Source organism: Adonisia turfae CCMR0081, from assembly GCF_011009555.1.
GTDB classification, from domain to species: domain Bacteria; phylum Cyanobacteriota; class Cyanobacteriia; order Phormidesmidales; family Phormidesmidaceae; genus Leptothoe; species Leptothoe turfae.
Window position 1 is genome coordinate 3,424,284 of sequence record NZ_QXHD01000004.1, and the last position, 21,087, is coordinate 3,445,370.

The 21,087-nt window shown below is 47.3% G+C and carries 24 protein-coding genes and 1 pseudogene; 9 read left to right on the top strand and 16 right to left on the bottom strand.

The window, feature by feature from the left end:
- Together DXZ20_RS18960 and DXZ20_RS18965 are read left to right on the top strand one after the other, a co-directional pair.
- Positions 1 to 302 (top strand): ABC transporter permease (locus DXZ20_RS18960; protein WP_163703544.1); only part of this gene is annotated, 302 nt, incomplete at its 5' end.
- 51 nt (positions 303 to 353) lie between these two features.
- A complete protein-coding gene (locus DXZ20_RS18965; RefSeq protein ID WP_163699867.1) occupies positions 354 to 1,235 on the top strand; it encodes an ABC transporter permease in 882 nt (293 codons plus the stop codon).
- Here the strand turns inward: DXZ20_RS18965 and DXZ20_RS18970 are convergent.
- From DXZ20_RS18970 to DXZ20_RS18985, 4 genes are all read right to left on the bottom strand, one after another.
- Complete coding sequence (locus DXZ20_RS18970) at positions 1,232 to 1,723, bottom strand: DUF4269 domain-containing protein (RefSeq protein WP_250565832.1); 492 nt, start codon at positions 1,721 to 1,723, stop codon at positions 1,232 to 1,234. The two genes, DXZ20_RS18965 and DXZ20_RS18970, sit on opposite strands and share 4 nt — an antisense overlap.
- Positions 1,724 to 1,811: 88 nt before the next feature.
- Complete coding sequence (locus tag DXZ20_RS18975; RefSeq protein ID WP_163699872.1) at positions 1,812 to 2,228, bottom strand: DUF5946 family protein; 417 nt, start codon at positions 2,226 to 2,228, stop codon at positions 1,812 to 1,814.
- Between the two features lie 110 nt (positions 2,229 to 2,338).
- Entirely contained in the window at positions 2,339 to 2,869 is a 531-nt protein-coding gene (locus DXZ20_RS18980) for a GNAT family N-acetyltransferase (protein ID WP_163699874.1), read from the bottom strand.
- Positions 2,870 to 2,973: 104 nt separating this feature from the next.
- Positions 2,974 to 3,579, bottom strand: a complete 606-nt coding sequence (locus DXZ20_RS18985) for a GNAT family N-acetyltransferase (RefSeq protein WP_163699876.1) — start codon at positions 3,577 to 3,579, stop codon at positions 2,974 to 2,976.
- Here DXZ20_RS18985 and DXZ20_RS18990 point away from each other — a divergent pair.
- Positions 3,578 to 3,751, top strand: coding sequence for a hypothetical protein (locus DXZ20_RS18990; RefSeq protein WP_163699878.1), 174 nt, complete (start codon positions 3,578 to 3,580; stop codon positions 3,749 to 3,751). The two genes, DXZ20_RS18985 and DXZ20_RS18990, sit on opposite strands and share 2 nt — an antisense overlap.
- Positions 3,752 to 3,793: 42 nt before the next feature.
- Here the strand turns inward: DXZ20_RS18990 and DXZ20_RS18995 are convergent, their stop codons facing one another.
- The 4 genes and pseudogenes from DXZ20_RS18995 to DXZ20_RS19005 all read right to left on the bottom strand — a co-directional run bounded on the left by DXZ20_RS18995 (position 3,794) and on the right by DXZ20_RS19005 (position 7,016).
- Positions 3,794 to 4,504, bottom strand: coding sequence for a Type 1 glutamine amidotransferase-like domain-containing protein (locus DXZ20_RS18995; RefSeq protein ID WP_250565833.1), 711 nt, complete (start codon positions 4,502 to 4,504; stop codon positions 3,794 to 3,796).
- Positions 4,497 to 4,577 (bottom strand): annotated as a pseudogene (locus DXZ20_RS38760) (WD40 repeat domain-containing protein); the annotation flags it as partial. The pseudogene DXZ20_RS38760 and the gene DXZ20_RS18995, both read right to left, overlap by 8 nt.
- Positions 4,578 to 4,943: 366 nt before the next feature.
- Entirely contained in the window at positions 4,944 to 5,978 is a 1,035-nt protein-coding gene (locus DXZ20_RS19000) for a hypothetical protein (RefSeq protein ID WP_163699880.1), read from the bottom strand.
- Between the two features lie 171 nt (positions 5,979 to 6,149).
- A complete protein-coding gene (locus tag DXZ20_RS19005) occupies positions 6,150 to 7,016 on the bottom strand; it encodes a hypothetical protein (RefSeq protein ID WP_163699882.1) in 867 nt (288 codons plus the stop codon).
- A 215-nt stretch (positions 7,017 to 7,231) separates the two neighbouring features.
- Here DXZ20_RS19005 and DXZ20_RS19010 point away from each other — a divergent pair, with 215 nt between their 5' ends.
- On the top strand, positions 7,232 to 8,311 hold the full coding sequence (locus DXZ20_RS19010) for a class I fructose-bisphosphate aldolase (protein WP_163699884.1): 1,080 nt from the start codon (positions 7,232 to 7,234) through the stop codon (positions 8,309 to 8,311).
- A gap of 580 nt (positions 8,312 to 8,891) precedes the next feature.
- A complete protein-coding gene (locus tag DXZ20_RS19015) occupies positions 8,892 to 11,411 on the top strand; it encodes a DAHL domain-containing protein (RefSeq protein ID WP_163699885.1) in 2,520 nt (839 codons plus the stop codon).
- Here the strand turns inward: DXZ20_RS19015 and DXZ20_RS19020 are convergent.
- The 5 genes from DXZ20_RS19020 to DXZ20_RS19040 all read right to left on the bottom strand — a co-directional run bounded on the left by DXZ20_RS19020 (position 11,408) and on the right by DXZ20_RS19040 (position 15,668).
- Positions 11,408 to 12,331, bottom strand: a complete 924-nt coding sequence (locus tag DXZ20_RS19020) for an alkaline phosphatase family protein (RefSeq protein ID WP_163699887.1) — start codon at positions 12,329 to 12,331, stop codon at positions 11,408 to 11,410. The two genes, DXZ20_RS19015 and DXZ20_RS19020, sit on opposite strands and share 4 nt — an antisense overlap.
- A gap of 30 nt (positions 12,332 to 12,361) precedes the next feature.
- Entirely contained in the window at positions 12,362 to 13,753 is a 1,392-nt protein-coding gene (gene trmFO, locus DXZ20_RS19025) for an FADH(2)-oxidizing methylenetetrahydrofolate--tRNA-(uracil(54)-C(5))-methyltransferase TrmFO (RefSeq protein WP_163699889.1), read from the bottom strand.
- 199 nt (positions 13,754 to 13,952) lie between these two features.
- Positions 13,953 to 14,621, bottom strand: coding sequence for a 7-cyano-7-deazaguanine synthase QueC (queC, locus tag DXZ20_RS19030; RefSeq protein ID WP_163699891.1), 669 nt, complete (start codon positions 14,619 to 14,621; stop codon positions 13,953 to 13,955).
- A gap of 16 nt (positions 14,622 to 14,637) precedes the next feature.
- Positions 14,638 to 15,276, bottom strand: coding sequence for a 7-carboxy-7-deazaguanine synthase QueE (locus DXZ20_RS19035; RefSeq protein WP_163703546.1), 639 nt, complete (start codon positions 15,274 to 15,276; stop codon positions 14,638 to 14,640).
- On the bottom strand, positions 15,276 to 15,668 hold the full coding sequence (locus DXZ20_RS19040) for a 6-pyruvoyl trahydropterin synthase family protein (RefSeq protein ID WP_163699893.1): 393 nt from the start codon (positions 15,666 to 15,668) through the stop codon (positions 15,276 to 15,278). Before DXZ20_RS19040 ends, DXZ20_RS19035 begins: the two co-directional genes overlap by 1 nt.
- Before the next feature lie 115 nt (positions 15,669 to 15,783).
- Here DXZ20_RS19040 and DXZ20_RS19045 point away from each other — a divergent pair, with 115 nt between their 5' ends.
- Together DXZ20_RS19045 and DXZ20_RS19050 are read left to right on the top strand one after the other, a co-directional pair.
- On the top strand, positions 15,784 to 15,993 hold the full coding sequence (locus DXZ20_RS19045; RefSeq protein ID WP_163671163.1) for a hypothetical protein: 210 nt from the start codon (positions 15,784 to 15,786) through the stop codon (positions 15,991 to 15,993).
- Positions 15,994 to 16,172: 179 nt separating this feature from the next.
- On the top strand, positions 16,173 to 16,436 hold the full coding sequence (locus DXZ20_RS19050; protein WP_163699895.1) for a hypothetical protein: 264 nt from the start codon (positions 16,173 to 16,175) through the stop codon (positions 16,434 to 16,436).
- 9 nt (positions 16,437 to 16,445) lie between these two features.
- On the opposite strand, the gene DXZ20_RS19055 is transcribed toward DXZ20_RS19050, so the two are convergent.
- Positions 16,446 to 16,670, bottom strand: a complete 225-nt coding sequence (locus tag DXZ20_RS19055; RefSeq protein ID WP_006518826.1) for a hypothetical protein — start codon at positions 16,668 to 16,670, stop codon at positions 16,446 to 16,448.
- A 608-nt stretch (positions 16,671 to 17,278) separates the two neighbouring features.
- Between DXZ20_RS19055 and trpS the strand changes: the two genes are divergently transcribed.
- Together trpS and DXZ20_RS19065 are read left to right on the top strand one after the other, a co-directional pair.
- On the top strand, positions 17,279 to 18,289 hold the full coding sequence (trpS, locus tag DXZ20_RS19060; RefSeq protein WP_163699897.1) for a tryptophan--tRNA ligase: 1,011 nt from the start codon (positions 17,279 to 17,281) through the stop codon (positions 18,287 to 18,289).
- 131 nt (positions 18,290 to 18,420) lie between these two features.
- The gene (locus DXZ20_RS19065; protein ID WP_163699899.1) at positions 18,421 to 19,395 is read left to right on the top strand and encodes a methylenetetrahydrofolate reductase; all 975 of its coding nucleotides are present in this window, start codon (positions 18,421 to 18,423) and stop codon (positions 19,393 to 19,395) included.
- Between the two features lie 101 nt (positions 19,396 to 19,496).
- On the opposite strand, the gene DXZ20_RS19070 is transcribed toward DXZ20_RS19065, so the two are convergent.
- A complete protein-coding gene (locus DXZ20_RS19070) occupies positions 19,497 to 20,264 on the bottom strand; it encodes a hypothetical protein (RefSeq protein WP_163671167.1) in 768 nt (255 codons plus the stop codon).
- A 63-nt stretch (positions 20,265 to 20,327) separates the two neighbouring features.
- Entirely contained in the window at positions 20,328 to 20,978 is a 651-nt protein-coding gene (locus DXZ20_RS19075) for a hypothetical protein (protein WP_163699901.1), read from the bottom strand.
- Positions 20,979 to 21,087: the final 109 nt, after the last annotated feature.

Genomic DNA, 21,087 nt, shown 5'->3' on the forward strand with positions numbered 1-21,087 from the left:
CAGCTAGGGCTAAGGGGTTGGTAGAACTGTTTGTCATTGGTAAACACGCCCTAAAAAATGCCATGCTGCCTGTGGTTACAATTGTGGGTTTGGAGTTTGGCACCCTTTTAGGGGGAGCAATTTTAACAGAAACAATTTTCTCTTGGCCCGGTATTGGCAAATGGATTTATGAGGGCATTTTGCAGCGCGACTACCCAGTAGTCCAAGGTGGTGTTATATTTGTGGCCTTTGTTTTTGTCTTGGTGAACTTGATTGTGGATATTTCCTACGCCTTCCTAGACCCCAGAATTCAATACAAGTAGAGACATTTCCATCAGTTTTTTTGTACCAACCCCCTGTTTTATCCCACCATCATGACGCCCGTTACCGCCACTAGACGCATTCCCAAATTCCTCAAAAATCGTGCCGTGCAGCGATTCTTGGAATCAACCTCTGGACTCATTGGTCTAGGCATCACAATTTCTATTGTGCTGGCTGCCCTATTAGCTCCGGTGCTCAATCCCTACGATCCGGCCTCCGATCGCAACTATGCCATTCGGTTACAGGGGCCTAGCTTAGAGCACTGGTTTGGAGCGGATGGTCTGGGACGGGACATTCTCACCCTAGTCTGGTACGGTCTCAGGACATCGCTGGTGATTGGCCTGGTGTCGGTTCTGATTGGTTTATTGATCGGGGTGACGCTAGGGTTATCAGCCGGTTACTTTCGGGGGTGGGTCGAAACGGTGATTGGCTGGATCACGGATGTACTGCTAGCGTTTCCGTCAATTTTGCTTGCGATCGCAGTCGTCACCGTCACTGGCCCTAGTGTCCTCAGCGTCATGTTTGCCGTTGGCGTTGTTCAGGTACCCAAGTTTATACGCCTGACCCGTAGCATGGTGCTCTCACTACGGGAACAAGAATTTATCCAAACTGTTCGGGCATTTGGCGCTAAGTCACCCCGAATTGTTTTCTTGCACATATTGCCCGCCAGCTTAGCCCCCCTCGTAGTACAGGCAACATTGGCCATTGGCACCTCTACTTTAGAAGCTGCCGGTTTAGGTTTTTTAGGGTTAGGCGCTCAGCCCCCTACACCAGAACTGGGCACAATGTTATCCGATGCGTTTAAGGGTGGCTATTCCCTCTCAGCCCCCTGGACCATTGTTTTTCCAGGGTTGTTTATTACTCTGACCGTTCTGGCCTTTAACCTACTGGGCGATGGGCTGCGAGATGCCCTTGACCCCAAAGGTAGTCGTTAGGCTTTGATGGCATCTGCCTTAAATGAGACCAAGTCTGAGATTTCAGCATCAGTTTTTATCTCAAGTGCTAATAAAGCCTTATATGGATCACCCTCTAACCCTAACGCAAAGGCAAAGGCAGGTTCTGTTTTCATGCCGTCTTGCTTTAGCTTTTTGACTACGCTTTTTAGACGAGGTTCCGTTTCTAGCAATCTGCGTTCAATCAAAAAGTGTTTTACTCCCCATTGTTGACTAGTCGGAACAGATTGACAAAAGAGTTCGATTTGCCATCCATGGGACTGGAAAACAGCACATACAGCCGGTTTGCCCTGTGCACTGATTGCTTTGGTTTTGAAGCCAGATAAATTGCCAAACTTGGCGGTAACGCTTGCTATGAAATGGTCTAAGTCTGGCGCATAACATGCTATGTCAATATCGCTGGATGAGATCGCAATACCAAGGGGCGGAGTGCCAATAACAAATGGTTGAAATGCTTGAAGCCTCGCCATCAGGTCAAGCTCCTCAAGCACAGACACAAAATCAGATCTCATTACGGGTACAGTAGTTATATACGTCAATTATCCCTTGGTAGCTCATTCACAGAATATCGGCACTTTGCAGAAGACTATCGACCAATTCTCGGTTTACCGCAAACGTCTTCCAGACTGAAGCACACCAATTGTGAATCATTTGATCGCGTTCTACCCCTGCTACTGCCATTAGGGCATCGGTAGCATTGATTTCACCACGGTCCTTTGGGATTTGAAAGACTGGCCATTGAATTTTATTGCGGGCAAGCTTCGCATGGGCCTGCTGAATCTGTTTGCCTGTGAATCCCTTCTCGACATGCAAATACAAGCCAACCAGAGCAAACGTCAATCCGATGGACCGATCATTCTCAGATGCATTTTGTGCACCAAAAGCATCAACCACATGCTGATGAATAAACGATGGATCACTGTGTGCAAGCGTATAACAGTACAATTTGTGGTATGCATCTTCATGGGGACTCATAGCTTATCGTAATGTTTTCGTATCCAGGAAAGCGGCATAACAACCTGCGCTAACAACTGTATGAACCAACCAAGGGACTCTATTGGTAGAGATTCAACGGGATTGTTGAGCTAATCAAATCTTCTAAGATTTCCTATATCCGTCCAACCATAAGCCACCTCAATCAACGATTTTCCGCCAATTTCAAGTGCTTTTTCATGCACTGGAGTACCTCCCAGTGCAGCATAAAATTGACACGCAGGGTTATCGAGCAAAACCCATACCAGCATAGAATTAATTCCCAACAGATGGAGCCTTTCCGCAACTGTCTGCACTAAGCAATGCCCGATTCCCTTACTTTGATAGCCTTCTAGAATGTAAATGGCCATCAGCTCACCTGCATATACAGGATCATTGGTACGCTCTACCCCTCCGCTTGCAAAGCCAACAATTTCACCAACTTCTTCCTCAGCAACGTAAGTAAAGGTGCCATCTTCCGAAGCACGATTCAAAATTTGAGACCAGCTATTGACTCGACGCTCATAAGATAACTTCGCTAAATGCTGATCTGGCACAATACCTTGATAGGTTGTTCGCCAAGTATCTACATGAACTCTGGCAATGGCAGGTACATCAGTTCGAGTTGCTTCCCTGATCATCATCGGCACTCTGACTAAAGTTTAAGGTTAGTAGTTGTCCAACTATTTGGAGTCAATTCATTGACACTATTTTGCGGAATCTTTAGCTGTGAGCATCAGAGACTATGTTAGCTGTCATGCCTATTTGGCAGTTTCAGCACCATAGGGATGAAGCCAATACCGTTTTTGACTTGTCTCTCCCCGGCTGCACGAAAGCCCAACTTCTCGTAAATCGGCACTGCATACGACGACGAATTTACGCTGATTTCTGAAAGCGTTGGCTCGTTGGCTCGGCAAATCTGCAAAGCCTGGCGCAGAAGTTCTTTGGCAATTCCCCGACGCTGAAACTCTGGCGTGACGAAAAGCAAGGAAATATGATTATGGTCTCGCATTTCAATCACCCCCACAATCTTGTCTTGATCCAAAGTGATGAGGCTGAAATGATTGGTTTGAGCACGTGTTCGAAAGGCATTCGACTGAATATAGCGGTAAAACTCTTGAACCCCTTCAGATGAACATTCCGGGGCAACAAACTCATTGAAACCACGAGCCACCAATTCACTGACTTCACGTGTATCTGTTACGTTCAAAGGTCGGTAAGTAAGCGCCTTATCCATCGCTGGTGAGAAAAGCCTTCCATTTGGTATGCTCAGGCTCTTATACGGCAAACATTTGCCATTAATGCATACAGCTGAATCAACTTTTTTACCGTCAATAGTTTTGAGACTGACCATGCAGGCAGTTGGCCATGGGTCTAACTCAAATGTAAAGAGTGCGATCGCAATATCAAGGGGCGGAGTACCAATAGCGGGCGATCAACCTAAAGCGGGACGTTTTCCCAAGGATATTAGTCAGGTATCAGGTGCCGGTGAGGGACTTGATTCTGATACCGGAAACCTAACCTAGCCTAGGTTTCCTAGCTTCAGTTGATGCCCGTATCCTGATCTTCTAGGCGTCTAGATATTGTGTTTCGATCTCTTCCTCTATAATCTGCCCATCCACGTTAGCAACTTTATAAACTTTAGCGTGAGGGCGTGAACTAACCGCACAAGCAAACTCACCATCAATAAAATGGACTGCTGCTCCATCATCTGCTGCATACCCACTCGTGATCTTATCTTCACTTAACAACTGATGTAGAGAAGGTCGTCGCTCAGTCTCTCCATCATAATGAGGACAAAAGCTTCCACGGATAATTCCTAAACATGGCAAAACAGTAAACTGACCAGGGAGCGAATCTGTACTGCACTGGTCAAACCAACAGTTTGCACCTGCGCTGACACCGGCCAAAACTGTGCCATTTTCATAGGCGTTACGTAGGAACTTATCCAATTCCCACTCACGCCATAATGCCATCATGCTTTTTGTGTTGCCTCCACCCACATAGATAATATCTTGCTCTATCAGGAATGATTCAAGGTCTACTATCTCAGAACCGAATAAGGACAAATGGGTAGGGTTTACGTCTAGCTGCGTAAATGCCTTAAAAAATTTGAAAGTGTAACGGATGGCATCATCTGTAGCATGAGGCAGAAAACAAACAGATGGCTTAGTTTGACGAGCTTGCTTAACAACATATTGATCAAGGAGTGGGTTCTCAGGTTCCATAGAGAACCCACCTCCACCCATTGCTATTACTTGACGCTTGATATCAGTCATCAGTAGCCCAGATCCTAACGACACCATCATCGCTTGCTGTAGCGATGGTTTCACCATTAGCAGAATAGCTTACTACCCAGACTTAAGCAGGATGCTTGGGTAACTGATTCACTTCAATGCCTATGAGCAGCAATTCCAAATTCAAAACGAGTTTGCGTCGTTTCAGCCGATCAGAATCTCTCTTAGGAGGCAGAGCTGAACGAAAAATCAAGGGTTTCAGACGTCTGTAAGCTGGATTTTTTTATTGCTGGCCTATGAGAGATCTGTCTCCTTCGGCAAATACAACAGTAGGAATATCGCTGTCATAACCATGAAAAGTTTGCAAAACTTCTTGCATGTAATATCCCAAAGCTTTGCAATACGGTCGTCGCTGACACTTTTCTACCTCCCAAAGTTTTGCAGTTTTATCATAACTACTGCTACCAACATCATGAACTTATTACTTTACATCTAAAATCTGCTTGATTGTATATTCAGTTTTACAAGCTGCTTTTCTAAGTTTCTCGTGGTTCGATTTTTGTAATTTCTCTAAGGCATTGACAATTTCTTGATCGTCTGGATAAATCACTTGAGCAAGATTCTCAGTAGCAAGAAGCTGTTGCTGAGACATTCCTTCACTTAACGTATGCAACACAAAATTGCGATAGATAGTTAAGTAATGGTTGCTGAAATCAAGGGCATCCTGACATAGTGATTGCAATATCTGTCGGTCTGCTTCTCCTTCAGGGATGAGATAGTGCCAACAATTTCGACATTGTTCATATACCTGCTCGACTAGGGTTGTCCACTGATCATTGATTTGTGTTTTATATAATTGCACTGCTTCTCCCTTACTGCCGACATACTGTTTTGTTCGGTGGGCTACCAGCGCGGTTGCGATCCATCCCACAGTCGCAACTAACCATTTACTACTTTGACGGTCAACGCCGTCGGCATTGGGAATTGTTTGGCGCTCGTAACCATAAAACTCTGCTTGAGTATCTGGTTGTTGCAAAGGAAAAATCAAAACCTTTGCCGACCGTGTGACTCTCAAGGACGCCTGAGGTGCTTTCATAGCCCACCATACCCAGGCATCGGAAGTAAAAGTAGGGATTTGGGCACGAATATCCTCACCGTAAAGGAACTGGGTTGAATATTTGAAATTCAAGGCAATTCCTGCATGTTCAACCCGATAAAGATCAAGCTCAGCTCCAGGTTTGATTTCCAAAAGTAATGGACTGATTTGAGCACAGGAGCGACTTACGCTCAACGCTGTCATAGCTTCCCCCGAACTGCTAAAGTTCTCTTTGAAGATGACATACATATCGAGATCGCTGTTAGTGACTGTGCTCCGGTTCCCAAAGCTGCCCTGCAAGTAATAGCCTCGAATCCGCCCTAAAAAAACTTTTTCAAATACGCCGATCACACCCTGAAGAATCTGGTTGATTTTAGGGTATTGAGTGAGATAGGCAAGTGTGTACAGCTCATCGCTCATGAAGTGCCTATCTATTAATAGTTCTCCAATTTTAAGTGAATCATCATTGCCTCACCAATTATCGCAAAATCTGTGTCTGATTACTTAGGCAGCAAAATCAATCAACTTCCATATTTTGGATGTACAGACGTTCCATGGAACGTCTCTTCAACATTTACTTTAGTGTGCCAACTAACCTCCGACCGAATGCCTCCTCGCAACTGGACGAGCAATTTCCCCTTCTCGGGCTAATGAGGAGAGAAAGAGTGTAGGTTCAGAAACGTTATAGTGGCGAGAAGTATCTAACAAAAAATCAAGCCTGCCATCGCGATCTAAATCTCCAGCCCAAAGCAAACTAGGTCCAGTCCAATCACAACAGTTTTCCAATCGATATTCTTGCTTCTTGCCCTCCCCATCCTCAGAAAACGTCAAAATAGTCTGTAGCGTGTCTGCTGAGTCAACCTCAGTCAATTGAAATCGATAGTGAATGGGTATTTTTGATGATTCATCGGCATTTAGAACAACGCTTAACGAAGACAGATGATCTTGCTGTGGTAAATGTCTAGGAACCGTGACGGATCCGGCAAAAACTGTTTTAACCATGCCAGAGGTTAAAAAGTCTGGGCCTTTGACCAGAAACATTGACATCGCATCGTTATCGGTGACAATCTCCTTACCTGTAAACTCATCTCCTTCCATATCCAGAATGCCATCTCGGATCGTATTGACAGTAATGGTTGTCGGCAACAACTCAAACCCATCATCGGTGACAAATAGGCTCCACCACTGCTCCCCAGATGCTGCGACAACTTCATCACCATGGTATTTACGCACTTGCAGTAGCTCATAGGGCAGCGTTTCATCATTGAGACTGGGCAAGGATGCAGTAGCGATCGCACCATCAATATTCGCCGGGAAACCTGCTTCTGCCAGGGAAGTATCCAGAGATAAACGCGTTATCGCTAACATCGGAGTGCTGGAAGTGATTTCTTGGGCTGAGACATGGCTACAGGCCGCTAGCCCCAGACACCCCAGGCTAGCTAGTAATTGACGATACATTTATCTACCTCATTAGAGCGCTCTTGATCGGGTACCGATGCAGCCTGATAAATTGTCACCTAGATATTTCCAAATGTAACTTTTTAATCAACAGCCAGCTCAGCGCAATAGTAAACAACTTTTAAGACAATTCTAATCTGGCCTATATCTCAAATCTAGAGGGTCACGTTAACGTGGGACATAACTGATTTGGTATCGTACGCGGTGAAATAACCATGGTTGTAACCTCGTCATCCCCGTCCATTGCTGAGTGGCTGGGTCCAGAAGCTGATGATCTGCTGGGCTACACAGCTAAAGTTCCTAAAAGTCAACTACATCTGCCTGGAGCTGACTGGGTAGATCGCATTTTTACCCAGACCGATCGCAACCCACAGGTATTGCGGAGCTTACAGCAGCTATATAGTACTGGACGCCTTGCAAATACAGGCTACCTGTCAATTTTGCCTGTAGATCAAGGCATCGAGCATTCAGGAGCGGCCTCGTTTGCGCCCAATCCCATTTATTTTGACCCACAAAATATTATTGAGCTTGCGATCGCAGGCAGCTGCAACGCCGTTGCCACTACCCTGGGTGTCCTGGGCATGACATCCCGCAAATATGCCCACAAGATTCCCTTTATCGTCAAGCTTAACCACAACGAACTACTCACCTACCCTAACCAGTTTGACCAGCTGATGTTTGCCTCTGTGGAACAAGCCTGGAATCTGGGAGCCGTTGCCGTTGGCGCAACCATCTATTTTGGCTCACCTGGGGCGGCAAAACAGATTCAAGACGTTAGCAAGGCCTTTGCCCGCGCCCATGAGCTAGGTTTAGCAACAATCTTATGGTGCTACCTGCGTAGCAGCGTCTTTAAACAAGATCAGGACTATCACCTCTCCGCTGACCTGACTGGGCAGGCAAACCACCTGGGCGTCACCATTGAAGCCGATATTATCAAGCAGAAGCTACCGCTCAACAACGGTGGCTATAAAGCAGTTACCCAGGCAACCGGCGAAAAATATGGCAAAACCCACGATTTAGTCTATTCAGAACTGACTACGGAGCACCCCATCGACTTAACTCGCTACCAAGTACTCAACTGCTATGCCGGTCGTGCTGGGTTAATTAACTCAGGCGGTGCATCAGGGGAAAATGACTTTGCTGAGGCCGTGCGGACTGCAGTCATTAATAAACGAGCCGGTGGTTGCGGACTTATTTCTGGACGTAAGACATTTCAGAGAGATTTCAAAGAAGGAATCAAACTGTTTCACTTAATTCAAGATGTCTATCTAGACAATGACATCACCATCGCATAACAACATCAGATAGGTGCAATGGCATTGGCCGATGAGTTTCTGATCAACCAATGCCTCTCATTTTGTAAGCGTCCCCTGATCTGATCAACCAATGCCTCTCATTTTGTAAGCGTCCCCTGAGCGGATAAGCGTCCCCTGAGCGGAGTCGAAGGGGACTTTTTCGTGGGGGTTGGCTTCGACTTCGCTCAGCCAACATTCAGCCAACATATTTTCTGGGACGGTTACTTAATATTTATATTTGTTCCCCAGATCTACAAAAAATCTTAGACTCTTCACAATCTTAAGCAAGCGGCACATTTTCTCAAATAAAAGGGTAAATATAGGGTTTTATCTATGTATTCTTGATTCTTTCCAGATATTTATCAGGGTCGTATGTATTTATATTTGTATTTACCACAATCACCACTAATTAAAGTAATTCCCATCAAGTCCGATCCTCACAGTAGGCGCTTGCCAGTTCATGCTTAAGCAGCCAAAATCATGTTCCAGTGTCCATTTGTCCATATTCTGAAACAAAAGGAATTGATTAGGACTCTGTACCCCCATGCTCGCTGCTCATTAGTCTCCTAGGGAATGGAGTATGAAATACAAACCAATCATACTGTCAGCTGCAATTGGCGCACTGCTAGTTTGGATAGGGTTGCTAGTAAAAGGGCGTTCAGTTAATGGTGCCCCCCATGTGCTCTATCAAGGGCATCTATCGGAGCAACTTCAACAGGATTTAAGTGTCAACGAAACTGTTCTTAAAAACCGACAATCGCTACAACCGTCTTCTAAGGAACTCGCCCAAGAATTAAAGCAGATAGATAAACTGCACGGTGAGCTTCAAAATATTCCTAACTTTCTGAGCAATCGGAGCAGTCAGCAACTGCAAGGAATTTTGGATGACTATGGCGACAGTGTCACTGCAAAAGCTGAACTTGCAGAACAGTTTCAAGCACAGAACTTAGTTATAAAAGATACGCTATCGGCCCTACTCACCTTAAATAAAGACATTAAGACAGCAGGTTCTGAAAAGGTGGGAAAACAGACTTATCCCGCTGTCACAGACCTGCTCGAACAGATCGTGATCTATACTTTTGCGCCAAGCGAGGTATCACTCACTGAACTTCAGGGCCAAATTGACCAGTTGCAGGCGTTGGTGGATGCTGGCAATGTTCGCGATCGCGCCACCGCCGAGAGGGTGCTCAATTACTCCCGTATTATCTTAGAACAGAAACCTCAGATCGATCAGCTTAGCCAATCGCTATTAGCATTACCCACCACACAACAGTTACAGAATCTATCTAATACCTATGAAGACGCTTACTCTAAAGCCCATACCAGGGCTAAACTGTTTCAACTAGCCGCTCTGCTATGGAGCATCGGCATGGTGGGGGTTCCTATCTATTTCAAGCTGAAAAAGCAACAATCCCATAAAGCTGAAAAAATCACCAATTTTCTATCCGAGAGCCTGGATGATGCCTTTATCGATGTCGATAATCAGTGGGTCATAACCTATGCTAATGCCCATGCCGCAAAAGATTTAGACAAGTCACCAGACGAACTCATCGGCCAAACACTCTGGAGTGCATTACCACCAGAGCTTGGCAAAGACCAGGAACATTACTACAAAGAAGCGTGTAATCAACAGTCTACGGTGACATTTGAGGCTCGTCTCATCTTGAAGTCTCGCTGGCTTGAGTTCCGCCTTAGCCCCAGCATGGATGGGCTTTCGATATTTTGGAAAGATATCAGCACCCATAAGAAGGCCGAGTTTCAACTGGCCCTGAGCCTTGAAGCCAATGATGAAGCCCTAAGAAAAGCTCACGAAGCCCAGAAAAAAGCAGAAGCAGAGCGTCTAAAAGCAGAAGTAGAGCGTCTAAAAGCGGAAGAAGCCAGCCAGGCCAAAAGTGAATTTCTTGCCAATATGAGCCATGAGCTACGCACACCGCTCAACGCTATTATCGGTTATAGCGAAATGCTTGAGGAAGATGCAGAGGATTTGGGTCAAGATGGCTTTATCCCTGAACTACAAAAGATTCATGGTGCTGGCAAACATCTCTTGGGCCTGATCAACGATGTTCTAGATCTCTCTAAAGTGGAAGCTGGTCGCATGGAGATGTATTTAGAAACATTTAACATCAAACCTTTGGTGCAGGATGTAGCCGCAACAATGCAGCCGATGATCGCAAAGAATAACAATACTTTAAAGATTCAATATTCAGATGATATTGACAAGATGCATGCAGACCCAGTTAAGGTCCGACAAAGTCTCTTTAACCTGTTGAGTAATGCCAGTAAATTCACTCAAAATGGCACCATTACCGTCAATGTGACTTCAACCCAGACTGACAATAACAGCTACATAGACTTTTGCATCCAAGATACGGGTATTGGCATGATGCCAGAGCAGTTACAAAAAGTCTTTAATGCTTTTTCTCAAGCAGATTCTTCAACCACCCGAAAATATGGTGGCACCGGACTTGGGCTCACGATCACTAAACGATTTGTCCAGATGATGGGAGGTAACGTCAATGTCCAAAGTGAAGTTGGCAAAGGCACAACATTCACGATACAAATCCCGAAAACTATTCAGGAAATCACCCGCCCCTTATCGGACAAAATTATAACTGAGCCAACCATAGAATCCACCAGTCCGCCCCCACATACCAATGGACATAGCCCAGAATCGACCGCTGACATTTTCAATTTCTCTTTAATAAAAGCACCCTGTTCGGGATGTGTATTGGTTATCGATGAGGATACAACAACCTGTGAGTTGATTTGGAAAACTCTAGTTAGTCAAGGTTTTTTTGTTGTTTTAACCCACAATAGTCGCAAGGGGGCAAAAATGGCCGATCAGCTCTTACCTGACCTGATCATCCTGGATCCAATGATATTGGATATGAATGGTTGGCGAATGATTGAGGCCATCAGACAAAATTCTAACCCCAGGAAAATGCCCATCATTTTACAGACTTCAACAGCAGCGCAGAATCATGGTGTTTCTCCAGATGCTGCGGATTATTTATCTAAACCCATCAATCCTGAAATACTATTAACGGTCGTTAACAAGTACCTACAGGAAAGCGACCCAACCATTCCTGCATTAATTTAATTCTCTCTCACTGCAATCGCATGACTCAGACAATCCAAAATAGTGGGTGTAATATCTGTGAGATCATCCACATGACTAAATTTGTTAGCCGCAGGGCCAACCACCCATAACGGTACGGCATTGAGGGTATGGCATTTTGTAGATAAGTCTTCTACATTGCCATGGTCACTGACCACAATGAGTGTTGCATCTGCGGCTAAGGCTGCAATGACGGCAGCCAGGAACCGATCAATCCGCTGCAATACGGTTACGGCTCGGTCATAGTGTTGGGCATGGCCTGCATAGTCGCTGAGATAGCACTCAAACAAGGTGACGCTATGGCTGTTGCCCAGTGCTGCTAGATAGTTACCCGCCACCTCAGGGGTAATGGGTGGTGTAGCCACACCCCGAGAGCTGGCGATTTCTCCCGTAATATCCCAAAAAATTGCTTCTCCTGCTTCATATTCGTACTGCATACGAAACGGCAGCCCTGCGGTCATATTCAACAGCGTACAGACGGAATAGCGCCATCGCCGCTGAGCAATGGCTTCAAAGTAAGCTGGAGAATAGAGATTCGCTAGGGTGGCTGTTTCTCCCAGGGCGAGTACCTGTTTGAACAACCCATAGGGTTCAATCAGCTGACGCAGGGAGCCATTGGCAAAACCGGTCTGGTGCTTCCCGCGAAACTTAGCGGCATTGTGGCCTGTGTAAATGGTGGTTTGTCCGGTGGCACTCTGGGGAAGTCCTGGCACCCCCAGGGTGGCGTCTATGGGTTTGAGCAATAGGTTAGGGCGTTGGGCATAGGCCCCAGCCAGCAAGGGTTGGCTGCACAGGGATTGCCAGTGGGGCATCGCGGCAGGATTACTCACAGGGTTATGGGGTCCAGGGGTGCCTAAACCTAGACCATCTAAAAACAACAGAATGAATTGGGGTTTGCCCATTGTCTGGTGTTGGGTGAGCCTATCCCCCTCCTATGCTGTTGCCAGTATCGGTTTCTTTAAGTGAATTTGATTAGCCTCGGCCCAGGTGTGGAGATCGGAGAAGCTGCGATCGCGATATTTCCCATACCGTTCTCGCTTATTACGAATCCGCTGGGGTAATGCTGGAAAAATACCAAAGTTTGGCGGCATCGGCTGAAAATGCTTAGGTTCTGCAGAGCTAATAAAGTCAAACAGCGCCCCCATCATTGTCGTCACCGGCAGCGACACCAGGGGCAGCCCCAACACAGACCGAGCGGCATTGGTGCCCGCTAACCAGCCCCCTGCACAGGCGGCTGTGTACCCTTCAGTTCCCACCAGCTGACCGGCTGCAAACAAGTTGGCCCGCTGATGAAACTGCAGCGCACTGCTCAACAGTTCCGGTGAATTGATAAAGGTGTTGCGATGCATCACCCCCATGCGGACAAATTCAGCATTCTCCAGACCTGGAATCATGCGAAATACTCGCTTTTGTTCGCCCCAGCGCAGATTTGTCTGAAACCCAACCATATTCCACAGCTGACCACCTTTATCTTCCTGGCGCAGCTGCACCACCGCATAGGGTTTTTTAGTTTTATTTTCCGGTGCATCAAACGCACCATAACGCTGAGTATCAAACAAACCGACAGGCTTTAGAGGCCCATAGCGCATGGTGTCTTCACCGCGACGTCCCATTTCCTCAATGGGCAAACAGCCCTCGAAAAACTTTGCCGTTTCCTGCTCAAAGTCCTTTAGTTCTGCCTGTTCTGCCGCACATAAGGCTGTCCAAAACGCCAGGTACTCCTCCTTATTCATGGGGCAGTTGAGATAGGCCGCCTCACCACGGTCATAGCGGGAGGCCATAAACGCAACATCGCGATTGATGGACTCGCCTACCACAATTGGGCTGGCCGCATCAAAAAAGCTCATGTAGTCCTGGCCTGTAAACTGGCGCAGGTCCGCCGCCAGGGCGTCGCTGGTCAGTGGCCCTGTGGTCAGCACCACCGGGCCATCGGTCGGAATAGCTGTGACCTCATGACGACGCAACTCAATTAATGGATGCTGCTCTAATGTTTCTGTCAAGTCGCGACTAAAGACGCCCCGATCCACCGCCAGGGCACCGCCGGCAGGGACCGCATGTTCATCAGCCCGGGCAATCACCACTGAGCCGAGCTGTCGTAGCTCCTCATGCAGCAATCCTGACGCGCGATCGGTGGCCTTGGCCCCAAAGGAGTTACTGCACACCAGCTCTGCCACATGCTCTGAGTGATGGGCCGGACTGAGCTTGACCGGACGCATTTCGTGGAGCACCACGGGAATTCCTGCCTGGGCAATTTGCCAGGTGGCCTCAGTACCGGCAAGGCCACCGCCAATAACGTGGATAGGTTTTGTAGGGTGATCCGTCATAGCGCAAGTAGTGCAGAATTCATCATTGTAGGTTGGGTTGAGCCCGCGAAACCCAACAAATCGACATTGTGATATTTCGTTGGCCTTGTTGGGTTTTGCGTTGATTGGGCTTGGTCAGAGGCGAGGGATATCGCTTGTTGGGTTTCCCATGATAGGTTCGGGCAGAGGCGAGGGGAATTGTGGGGGAGCTCAACCCAACCTACGAGGGGCTGGTCCACTGGGGATAGCCTGCTTCAATCAGGGCCTGATCGCGAATGCGGCAGGAATCACATTTTCCGCAGGGGGTATCTCCACCGGCATAACAAGACCAGGTTTGGGGAATTGGCACCTTTAGCGCCACCGCCCGCTTCACAATATCAACTTTAGAATCCATCACTAAAGGTGCCTTCAGCGTAATCGGGGTTCCCTCTACACCCACCTTTGACGACAAATTTGCCAGGGTTTGAAATGCTTCTAGATACTCAGGTCGACAGTCTGGATATCCTGAATAGTCCACCGCGTTGATCCCTAGATAAATCGCTTCAGCCCCTTGAGCTTCAGCCAGCGATAGGGCCAGGGAAATAAACACCGTATTGCGCCCTGGCACATAGGTAGATGGAATCACATCCGGTGCCACCCCATCTTGAGGCAACGTTTGCTGAGTATCCGTAAGGGAAGAGCCCCCCCACTGGGACAGATTCACATCCACAATGAAATGCTGGTTAATCCCTAGATGACTGGCAATTACCTTAGCCGCCACTAACTCGCGACTGTGGCGCTGACCATAGCGAAACGATAGGGCAATGACGCCATAGCCATCTGCGATCGCTTGGGCAGCGACAGTGGCAGAATCTAACCCACCGGAGAGTAAAACAACGGCCTTTTTCATCTCATCTCCCCTACTCCTACCTAACTCCCAAGAATTTGTGGGTTTGCAAGCTCATACGCCAGCCAGAATGCCGTTTGACATAGTCAAATACCAGCCGCTGACTATGGTCACTGGTCCATTCCGGCTGCAGTAGCTTAATGGTGGTCACCGGCACCTGGGCCGCTTGCTCTTGAGCCCAAATCAGATCGTCTTCGGTGCTAATCACCACTTTCAGTTCATCTGCCTGGGCATAGATACTGGACTGGGGTGGCTTAAAGCGTTTCGGAGACAATGAGACCCAGTCAAACTCACCGCTAAAGGGATGGGCCCCTGAGGTTTCTAGATGAATGCGTAACCCTGCCTGTCGCAGTGCCTGGGTGAGGGGGGCCAGATCGTGCATCAGGGGTTCGCCCCCAGTAATGACCACCATGAAGGGCTGGGCTGTGTGCGCCTGTTTGACCAACTCACCCATGGTCTGCTGCGGATGGGGCTTGGTGCTCCAGGAAATTTTGGTATCACACCAGGGGCAGCCCACATCACACCCAGCCAAACGAATAAAAAATGCGCTGGCCCCGCACCAGGTTCCTTCGCCTTGCACAGAGTGAAAGGTTTCAACTATCGGGTAAGTAGTTTCGGCAATATCTGCCGTAGGAGACAAGGTTAGTTCGCTCAGCATCATGCACCCTCATCGTATTCAACCCAAGAATCGGGAGTTTCGGACACCGCCACCTTTAAAGTGACCCCGACAGGTAGCGACTTACAGGTCTTGTCGTAGATGTATTTGGCAATCATCTCAGCGGTCGTTTCATACCCCTCCGGCAGCACCTCATTGAGTAGGCAATGATCCAGCCCCCCTTTTTCCACATCGCGTTTAGCCCAACGCAGGGTCCGAAAATCTGTCACCATCACCTCATGGGGACAATATTCAGAGCTGTGGAGCTTAGCGGCAGCCGCTTCCATACGAACTCGATAGGTGTGGCCATGCATACGTCCGCAGGGGCCGTCATAGTCTTTGATGAAGTGCGCAGCATCAAAGGTAAATTCTGTTTTGAGAGTCCACTTGGCCATGGGTGCTGGAAAACTGATAGGCAGTTTCCCATGATAATTCAGAAATCACTACAACCTGAGTTGTAAGGAAAATATCAGACGCTGAAAATCCAAGAAATCTAAAGTATCCACGAGCATGGTAAATCAAGAACCTAAAAACCTGGCAGAACAGCAGTTAATCCAATCGTTAGATTCGCAACAGTTAGCCCTGGTAGCAACCTGGCTATTATCCGAATTAGAGCATCGGTTTGAAGAAGGCTATAGGCATCCTGATATGGTCTGGTCACTAGCCTGGATGAGTCACAAGCTTTGGATCTTGTCATCTAACAAACAAAATCCCCAATAGCTATATGCGGTCAGCTATCGGGGATTTATTGTTGGCAAATGCAAAGATTAGCAACATCCTAAGTACATAATTTGCGTAGTTTTACTGTACTTTTTACGTACATTCTTCCTATTTTTCCAAACATAACGACTCAAAAAACTAGACTTAATCTTAATCCCCCGTTAATTTCCCCTTGAACTATGCGTACAGAGCCCCCTCTTCATTCCAGCGAGCAGGTACTGCTCAACTCGCTGACGCCAGAACAAATGATGGCGGTCGCCGAATGGATGGGTATAGAAACAAAACTGAGAGCCAAAGAAGGCTACAGCCAGCAAGTAAAAGACACCTTAGAATCCATGGCTGAGCGGCTACGAGATCTAGCTCCACAAAGTAAGTTTTTTACCAAACCCAGTCACAAAAAGGAACCTAAAGGATACGTCGTCAGTTACCTGGAATTCTTGTAGAACCTAAGATTAAGGCGCTTGCCCCCCTTCAACCACGGGAACCTCAATCGACTCCTGAACTTCTGGCCTCGCCTTACTGATCCTGGCCAACATCGCCAGCAAAAACCCTTGGGGAGGGAGATGGCTTGGGCGCTTGGCATTCATAGCCATTGCTTTAATAATGGCTTCTTCTATATCGCCACCGTCTAGAATCGTGGTGATTATCCACATGCGTGCGTATTTTTTAGGCAACATTGTTCACATAATCTTTGCAAAGTAACTAAAAAGCATCAGCAAATTTAACTAGATACTTATCAGGAATTTTTACCAGGTATTCGCAAATACGTACTCTTGTGTTGGTAAGTGCATGGGTGATATAGGGGTCATTAGCGTCTTATAAATTGAACAGTTACAGCGAAAACAATGGATACATAGAGTTTTCAACAACTATACGTTCAGCATGAGCCAACGCTCAGCCGTACTCACCAGAAAAAGTAAAAAATCCGTCAACTGTCAAGGGCAAACGATAAACTACATAAAATTTTTACATTTGTTTGACTAGGTAACGGAGTGTTGACTAAGCGATGTGGCTGAACGTTTGCCTACATTCCACATCAAGATCTTAGCGTCGAGCTAGACACCAACATTTGAGCAACCAAAGCTTCCCTCAGACCCAAAGCTGAATTTCTATGCCTGAAACCCTCGGTGGTCTTATAGAATCTTTCAGAAGTGCTTGATGCTAGGTCAAGCTGACGACATTCTAATGTTGGGTACCCCCTTTATCTTGGTCGTAGACATTTAAGTCTTGTCCTGCCAAAGACTACCCACGGATCAGAACCGCAATTTTCTCCATCCCCTCATCCATGACTAAAAAGCGTATCCTTTCAGGCATTCAAACCACTGGCAACTTGCACTTGGGGAACTATCTCGGCGCAATTCGTAACTGGGTAGAGATGCAGGATGAGTATGATTGCTTCTTATTTTTGGCCGACCTGCATGCCATCACCGTTCCCCACGATCCAAAACTGCTGGCAGAAAATACCTATAAAGTCGCGGCGGCTTACTTGGCCTGCGGCATTGATCCAGAGCGCTCAACGGTCTTTGTGCAATCCCACATCAGTGCCCATAGTGAACTGGCTTGGCTGTTCAACTGCATCACCCCCCTAAACTGGTTGGAACGGATGATTCAGTTTAAGGAAAAGGCTGTCAAGCAGGGAGAAAACGTTAGTGTCGGATTGCTGGATTATCCGGTACTACAGTCTGCAGACATTTTGTTGTACGAACCCGACCTGGTGCCCGTTGGTGAAGATCAAAAGCAGCATATTGAGCTTACCCGCGATATCGCGGTCAGACTAAACCATCAGTTTGGCAAGAAAAAAGAACCGGTACTCAACGTGCCCGATGCCTTGATTCGTACTGATGGAGCACGGGTCATGAGTTTAACCGATGGCACTAAGAAAATGTCCAAGTCAGACCCATCTGAACTTAGCCGCATTGAAATTGGCGATACCCCTGATTTGATTAAGAAGAAGATCAAAAAATGTAAGACTGACCCCATGCGTGGGTTGGAATTTGGTAACCCAGAGCGTCCCGAATGTAATAACTTACTGACGCTGTATATGCTGTTATCGGGTCAAGAAAAAGCAGCCGTAGCAGAGGAATGCGCCGATATGGGTTGGGGTCAGTTTAAGCCGTTATTAACGGAAACTGCGATCGCAGCCCTACAGCCAATTCAAGAAAAGTACCAGGCCCTGATGGATGATCGTAGCTATCTTGAATCGGTGCTCAAAAAGGGTAATGAGAAGGCTACAGTTATTGCCAATAGCACCTTAGCTAAGGTTAAGGACGCGTTAGGCTATTCAAAACCGCTATAAAGATTACTGTCCCACTGTCCCGTACCATGGAGGATATCCACTGGACATCTGTTGACTATTCCCCAGGTGAAGCATTTCCCAGGGGAGCGATGTTCTATCTCTCTACAATCTTGCTTAAATAATTTTTTTCGATGAGCACATCTAACGGCTTCCATTCAGCCCCTTCGCTGTTGCGGTCTGCGATCGCAAACCATAAATTTATCATTACCGCCGAGGTGATGCCCCCCAAGGGCGGAAACCCCAGCCACATGATCAAAATGGCGCAGCTGCTAAAAGGACGGGTGCACGGTGTCAATATCACCGATGGCAGCCGGGCCGTGTTGCGGATGTCCTCGCTAGCCTCGGCAGTATTGCTTAAGCAAGCGGATGTTGAACCCATTTGTCAGATGGCCTGTCGCGATCGCAACCGCATTGCCCTCCAGGCTGATCTGATGGGAGCCCATGCCCTGGGCATTCACAATGTTTTAGCCTTAACCGGTGACCCCGTTAAAGCGGGCGACCACCCTAAAGCGCGAAGCGTTTTTGATCTCGAATCTGTGCGGCTGTTGCGAACCATTGGCCAGCTCAACCGGGGGATTGACCTCAACGAGAAAAAATTACCCGACGGTCCCCTGAACATTTTTGCCGGAGCCGCCATTGATCCCCAGAGCCCCAGCTGGTCTGGCTTACAAAAGCGCTTTGAGCGTAAGGTCGAAGCTGGTGCCCAATTTTTCCAAAGCCAGCTAATCTCTGACTTTGAGCGTCTAGAAAAGTTTATGACCCAGATTGCAGCCCAGGCCCAAAAGCCCATTTTGGCTGGCATCTTCCTGCTCAAGTCGGCTAAGAATGCAGCTTTTCTAAATCGCAATGTGCCTGGCGTTCACATTCCAGATGACATTATCAACCGTCTGGCCACAGCGAAAGAACCCTTGCAAGAAGGAATTGCGATCGCGGCTGAGCAAATCAAACTGGCTCAAAGTCTGTGCCAGGGTGTGCATATTATGGCCATTCGTCGCGAAGATCTGATTCCAGAAATTTTGGACCGGGCAGGCATTGGCCCGGTTGACAAACCGAAAACATCGATGGAAACGCCTCAGCCATTAGAATTTCCAGTGTTGCAAAACTAAACCTGATCTATGAATTTACAGCCTCAGCCCATGGCAGATCGTGGGAGCGGTTAGGCCTGACCATTGTCCCAAAAGCATCATGCCCTGCTTACGCCACACCCCTAGGTCTGCGCAGAAATCCCCACCAAGGATTGCAAGTCATAGTCGCGATCGCAATCCCTCAGGCAAATTCCCGCACTAATCACCGCTAGATCATCCTTAGCAAGGGTACTCGTATGAGACTCACCATCCGCCGTAGTCCAATGAGCTGACCAAAAGTCTCCTTGCTCCTGACAATGTTGCAAATTACCATCGCCAGTTTTAATCGCTAAGCTATAGGCCGTAAGAGCCTCTGGGGTTAAGCCTGCCATATGCAGCTCATCGGGCGCAGTACCCTCAGCAAGCGATTGACAAAGGTAGGGTGAGATTGCATGCTCTGCTGACCGCTCTCCCTGCTCAAACCAGAAAGCATTGCCATCCCAGCGAGCAATCACCTGATCAAAGGCAAACGCATCAGTCACCAAATGCACCACCACAGGCCTCACTTCCCCTAGCTGCCGGTGCACATCAGCTTCATTAATTGGATAAGCTAACCAGCTACGATGATATAACCGATGCACTAAATAAAATCGAAACGGCTGCAATCGCCGTAAATATTGCGCTATCTCAGGTACTCCTGCTTCCTTAACCAAGGTAACAGTCTCATAGGTCGTCGGGCGAAACAGTCCCCAACCTTCAAAAGGCCATCCCTTTAATGTAAATGTATACACCAATCCGTTCACACGGGTACGCAAATAGCCCTGGCGTACACAGGGGGCTAAAAAGTCTGATTGACTAACAGTCTGTTCAGTCTCGATTAAGTGATTCAGTAGCTGATGGATACTTACCATGGGGTCACCTCCTGAATATCTTTAACAGTGACCCCGGTGTGAATTCCTAACGGATATCCCAAGCTATACGGGATCTTGCTTAATTGCCTGGACAAATTCCACAATTTTCTGCGGAACGTCCGGAAAAAGGCTACCGAGTTTTTTAATAACGTTATGGATGCCCTCACTGCCTCCAGCAATTAAACCGGCTGTTAATATGACATCCAACACTCGAAACAAATAGAAGCGAAAGATCTCCAACACAGACTCTGGTACTGGAAAGTTGAATGCATTTTCTAGAGATCGCACACCCACTAAACTAATCAGCGCTCCAAAAATAATAGCCACTCGCAAAAGATTCTGGCGCATGTAGGTTCTATAAACCCGAAGCTTTTCCTCTGCATTAAATAAACGCAGCTGAGTTGCTTCAATAACTACGCTCTTCGAACTCGCCTCAGCCTGAGCGAATAGCCCCTGAAGCTCTAGCTGCATCTGCTCTACCTGAACAGCTAATCGCTCTTTCTCCGGTGATAAATATGAAAGCTTGTATACCTCTAGGGCACGCTCTAAAAAAAGAGCTATAACTATTAATAGTGTCAGCTGCTGGATAACAATCTTAAGAATAGAACCCTGCAGTGCAGGGGGATCCATCGGAATCAGGATATACAATAAACCACATACTAAAACCGTATAGAACGCATAACGAGGAAATTTTAGTAGGGATTCACGGTCCATAGAATTGCTTCCAGATAGCTCTCTGTTTGAGCATTTCATTATCTATGGCTGCTTGTCTACAGTTTCTATAGATTCTTCACTGCCCCAAAATAACGTGGTCGCCAATAAA

What these genes read in the sequence shown, in the direction of transcription:
- DXZ20_RS18975 (WP_163699872.1), bottom strand. Translation starts at nt 2,228, where the DNA reads ATGAGTCCCCATGAAGATGCATACCACAAATTGTACTGTTATACGCTT.
- DXZ20_RS19040 (WP_163699893.1), bottom strand. Translation starts at nt 15,668, where the DNA reads ATGGCCAAGTGGACTCTCAAAACAGAATTTACCTTTGATGCTGCGCAC.
- DXZ20_RS19010 (WP_163699884.1), top strand. Translation starts at nt 7,232, where the DNA reads ATGGTTGTAACCTCGTCATCCCCGTCCATTGCTGAGTGGCTGGGTCCA.
- DXZ20_RS18970 (WP_250565832.1), bottom strand. Translation starts at nt 1,723, where the DNA reads ATGGCGAGGCTTCAAGCATTTCAACCATTTGTTATTGGCACTCCGCCC.
- DXZ20_RS18965 (WP_163699867.1), top strand. Translation starts at nt 354, where the DNA reads ATGACGCCCGTTACCGCCACTAGACGCATTCCCAAATTCCTCAAAAAT.
- DXZ20_RS19035 (WP_163703546.1), bottom strand. Translation starts at nt 15,276, where the DNA reads ATGCTGAGCGAACTAACCTTGTCTCCTACGGCAGATATTGCCGAAACT.
- queC (WP_163699891.1), bottom strand. Translation starts at nt 14,621, where the DNA reads ATGAAAAAGGCCGTTGTTTTACTCTCCGGTGGGTTAGATTCTGCCACT.
- trpS (WP_163699897.1), top strand. Translation starts at nt 17,279, where the DNA reads ATGACTAAAAAGCGTATCCTTTCAGGCATTCAAACCACTGGCAACTTG.
- DXZ20_RS18990 (WP_163699878.1), top strand. Translation starts at nt 3,578, where the DNA reads ATGCAGGCAGTTGGCCATGGGTCTAACTCAAATGTAAAGAGTGCGATC.
- DXZ20_RS18985 (WP_163699876.1), bottom strand. Translation starts at nt 3,579, where the DNA reads ATGGTCAGTCTCAAAACTATTGACGGTAAAAAAGTTGATTCAGCTGTA.
- DXZ20_RS19005 (WP_163699882.1), bottom strand. Translation starts at nt 7,016, where the DNA reads ATGTATCGTCAATTACTAGCTAGCCTGGGGTGTCTGGGGCTAGCGGCC.
- DXZ20_RS19020 (WP_163699887.1), bottom strand. Translation starts at nt 12,331, where the DNA reads ATGGGCAAACCCCAATTCATTCTGTTGTTTTTAGATGGTCTAGGTTTA.
- DXZ20_RS19070 (WP_163671167.1), bottom strand. Translation starts at nt 20,264, where the DNA reads ATGGTAAGTATCCATCAGCTACTGAATCACTTAATCGAGACTGAACAG.
- trmFO (WP_163699889.1), bottom strand. Translation starts at nt 13,753, where the DNA reads ATGACGGATCACCCTACAAAACCTATCCACGTTATTGGCGGTGGCCTT.
- DXZ20_RS19045 (WP_163671163.1), top strand. Translation starts at nt 15,784, where the DNA reads ATGGTAAATCAAGAACCTAAAAACCTGGCAGAACAGCAGTTAATCCAA.
- DXZ20_RS19015 (WP_163699885.1), top strand. Translation starts at nt 8,892, where the DNA reads ATGAAATACAAACCAATCATACTGTCAGCTGCAATTGGCGCACTGCTA.
- DXZ20_RS19055 (WP_006518826.1), bottom strand. Translation starts at nt 16,670, where the DNA reads ATGTTGCCTAAAAAATACGCACGCATGTGGATAATCACCACGATTCTA.
- DXZ20_RS19050 (WP_163699895.1), top strand. Translation starts at nt 16,173, where the DNA reads ATGCGTACAGAGCCCCCTCTTCATTCCAGCGAGCAGGTACTGCTCAAC.
- DXZ20_RS18980 (WP_163699874.1), bottom strand. Translation starts at nt 2,869, where the DNA reads ATGATGATCAGGGAAGCAACTCGAACTGATGTACCTGCCATTGCCAGA.
- DXZ20_RS18995 (WP_250565833.1), bottom strand. Translation starts at nt 4,504, where the DNA reads ATGACTGATATCAAGCGTCAAGTAATAGCAATGGGTGGAGGTGGGTTC.
- DXZ20_RS19000 (WP_163699880.1), bottom strand. Translation starts at nt 5,978, where the DNA reads ATGAGCGATGAGCTGTACACACTTGCCTATCTCACTCAATACCCTAAA.
- DXZ20_RS19065 (WP_163699899.1), top strand. Translation starts at nt 18,421, where the DNA reads ATGAGCACATCTAACGGCTTCCATTCAGCCCCTTCGCTGTTGCGGTCT.
- DXZ20_RS19075 (WP_163699901.1), bottom strand. Translation starts at nt 20,978, where the DNA reads ATGGACCGTGAATCCCTACTAAAATTTCCTCGTTATGCGTTCTATACG.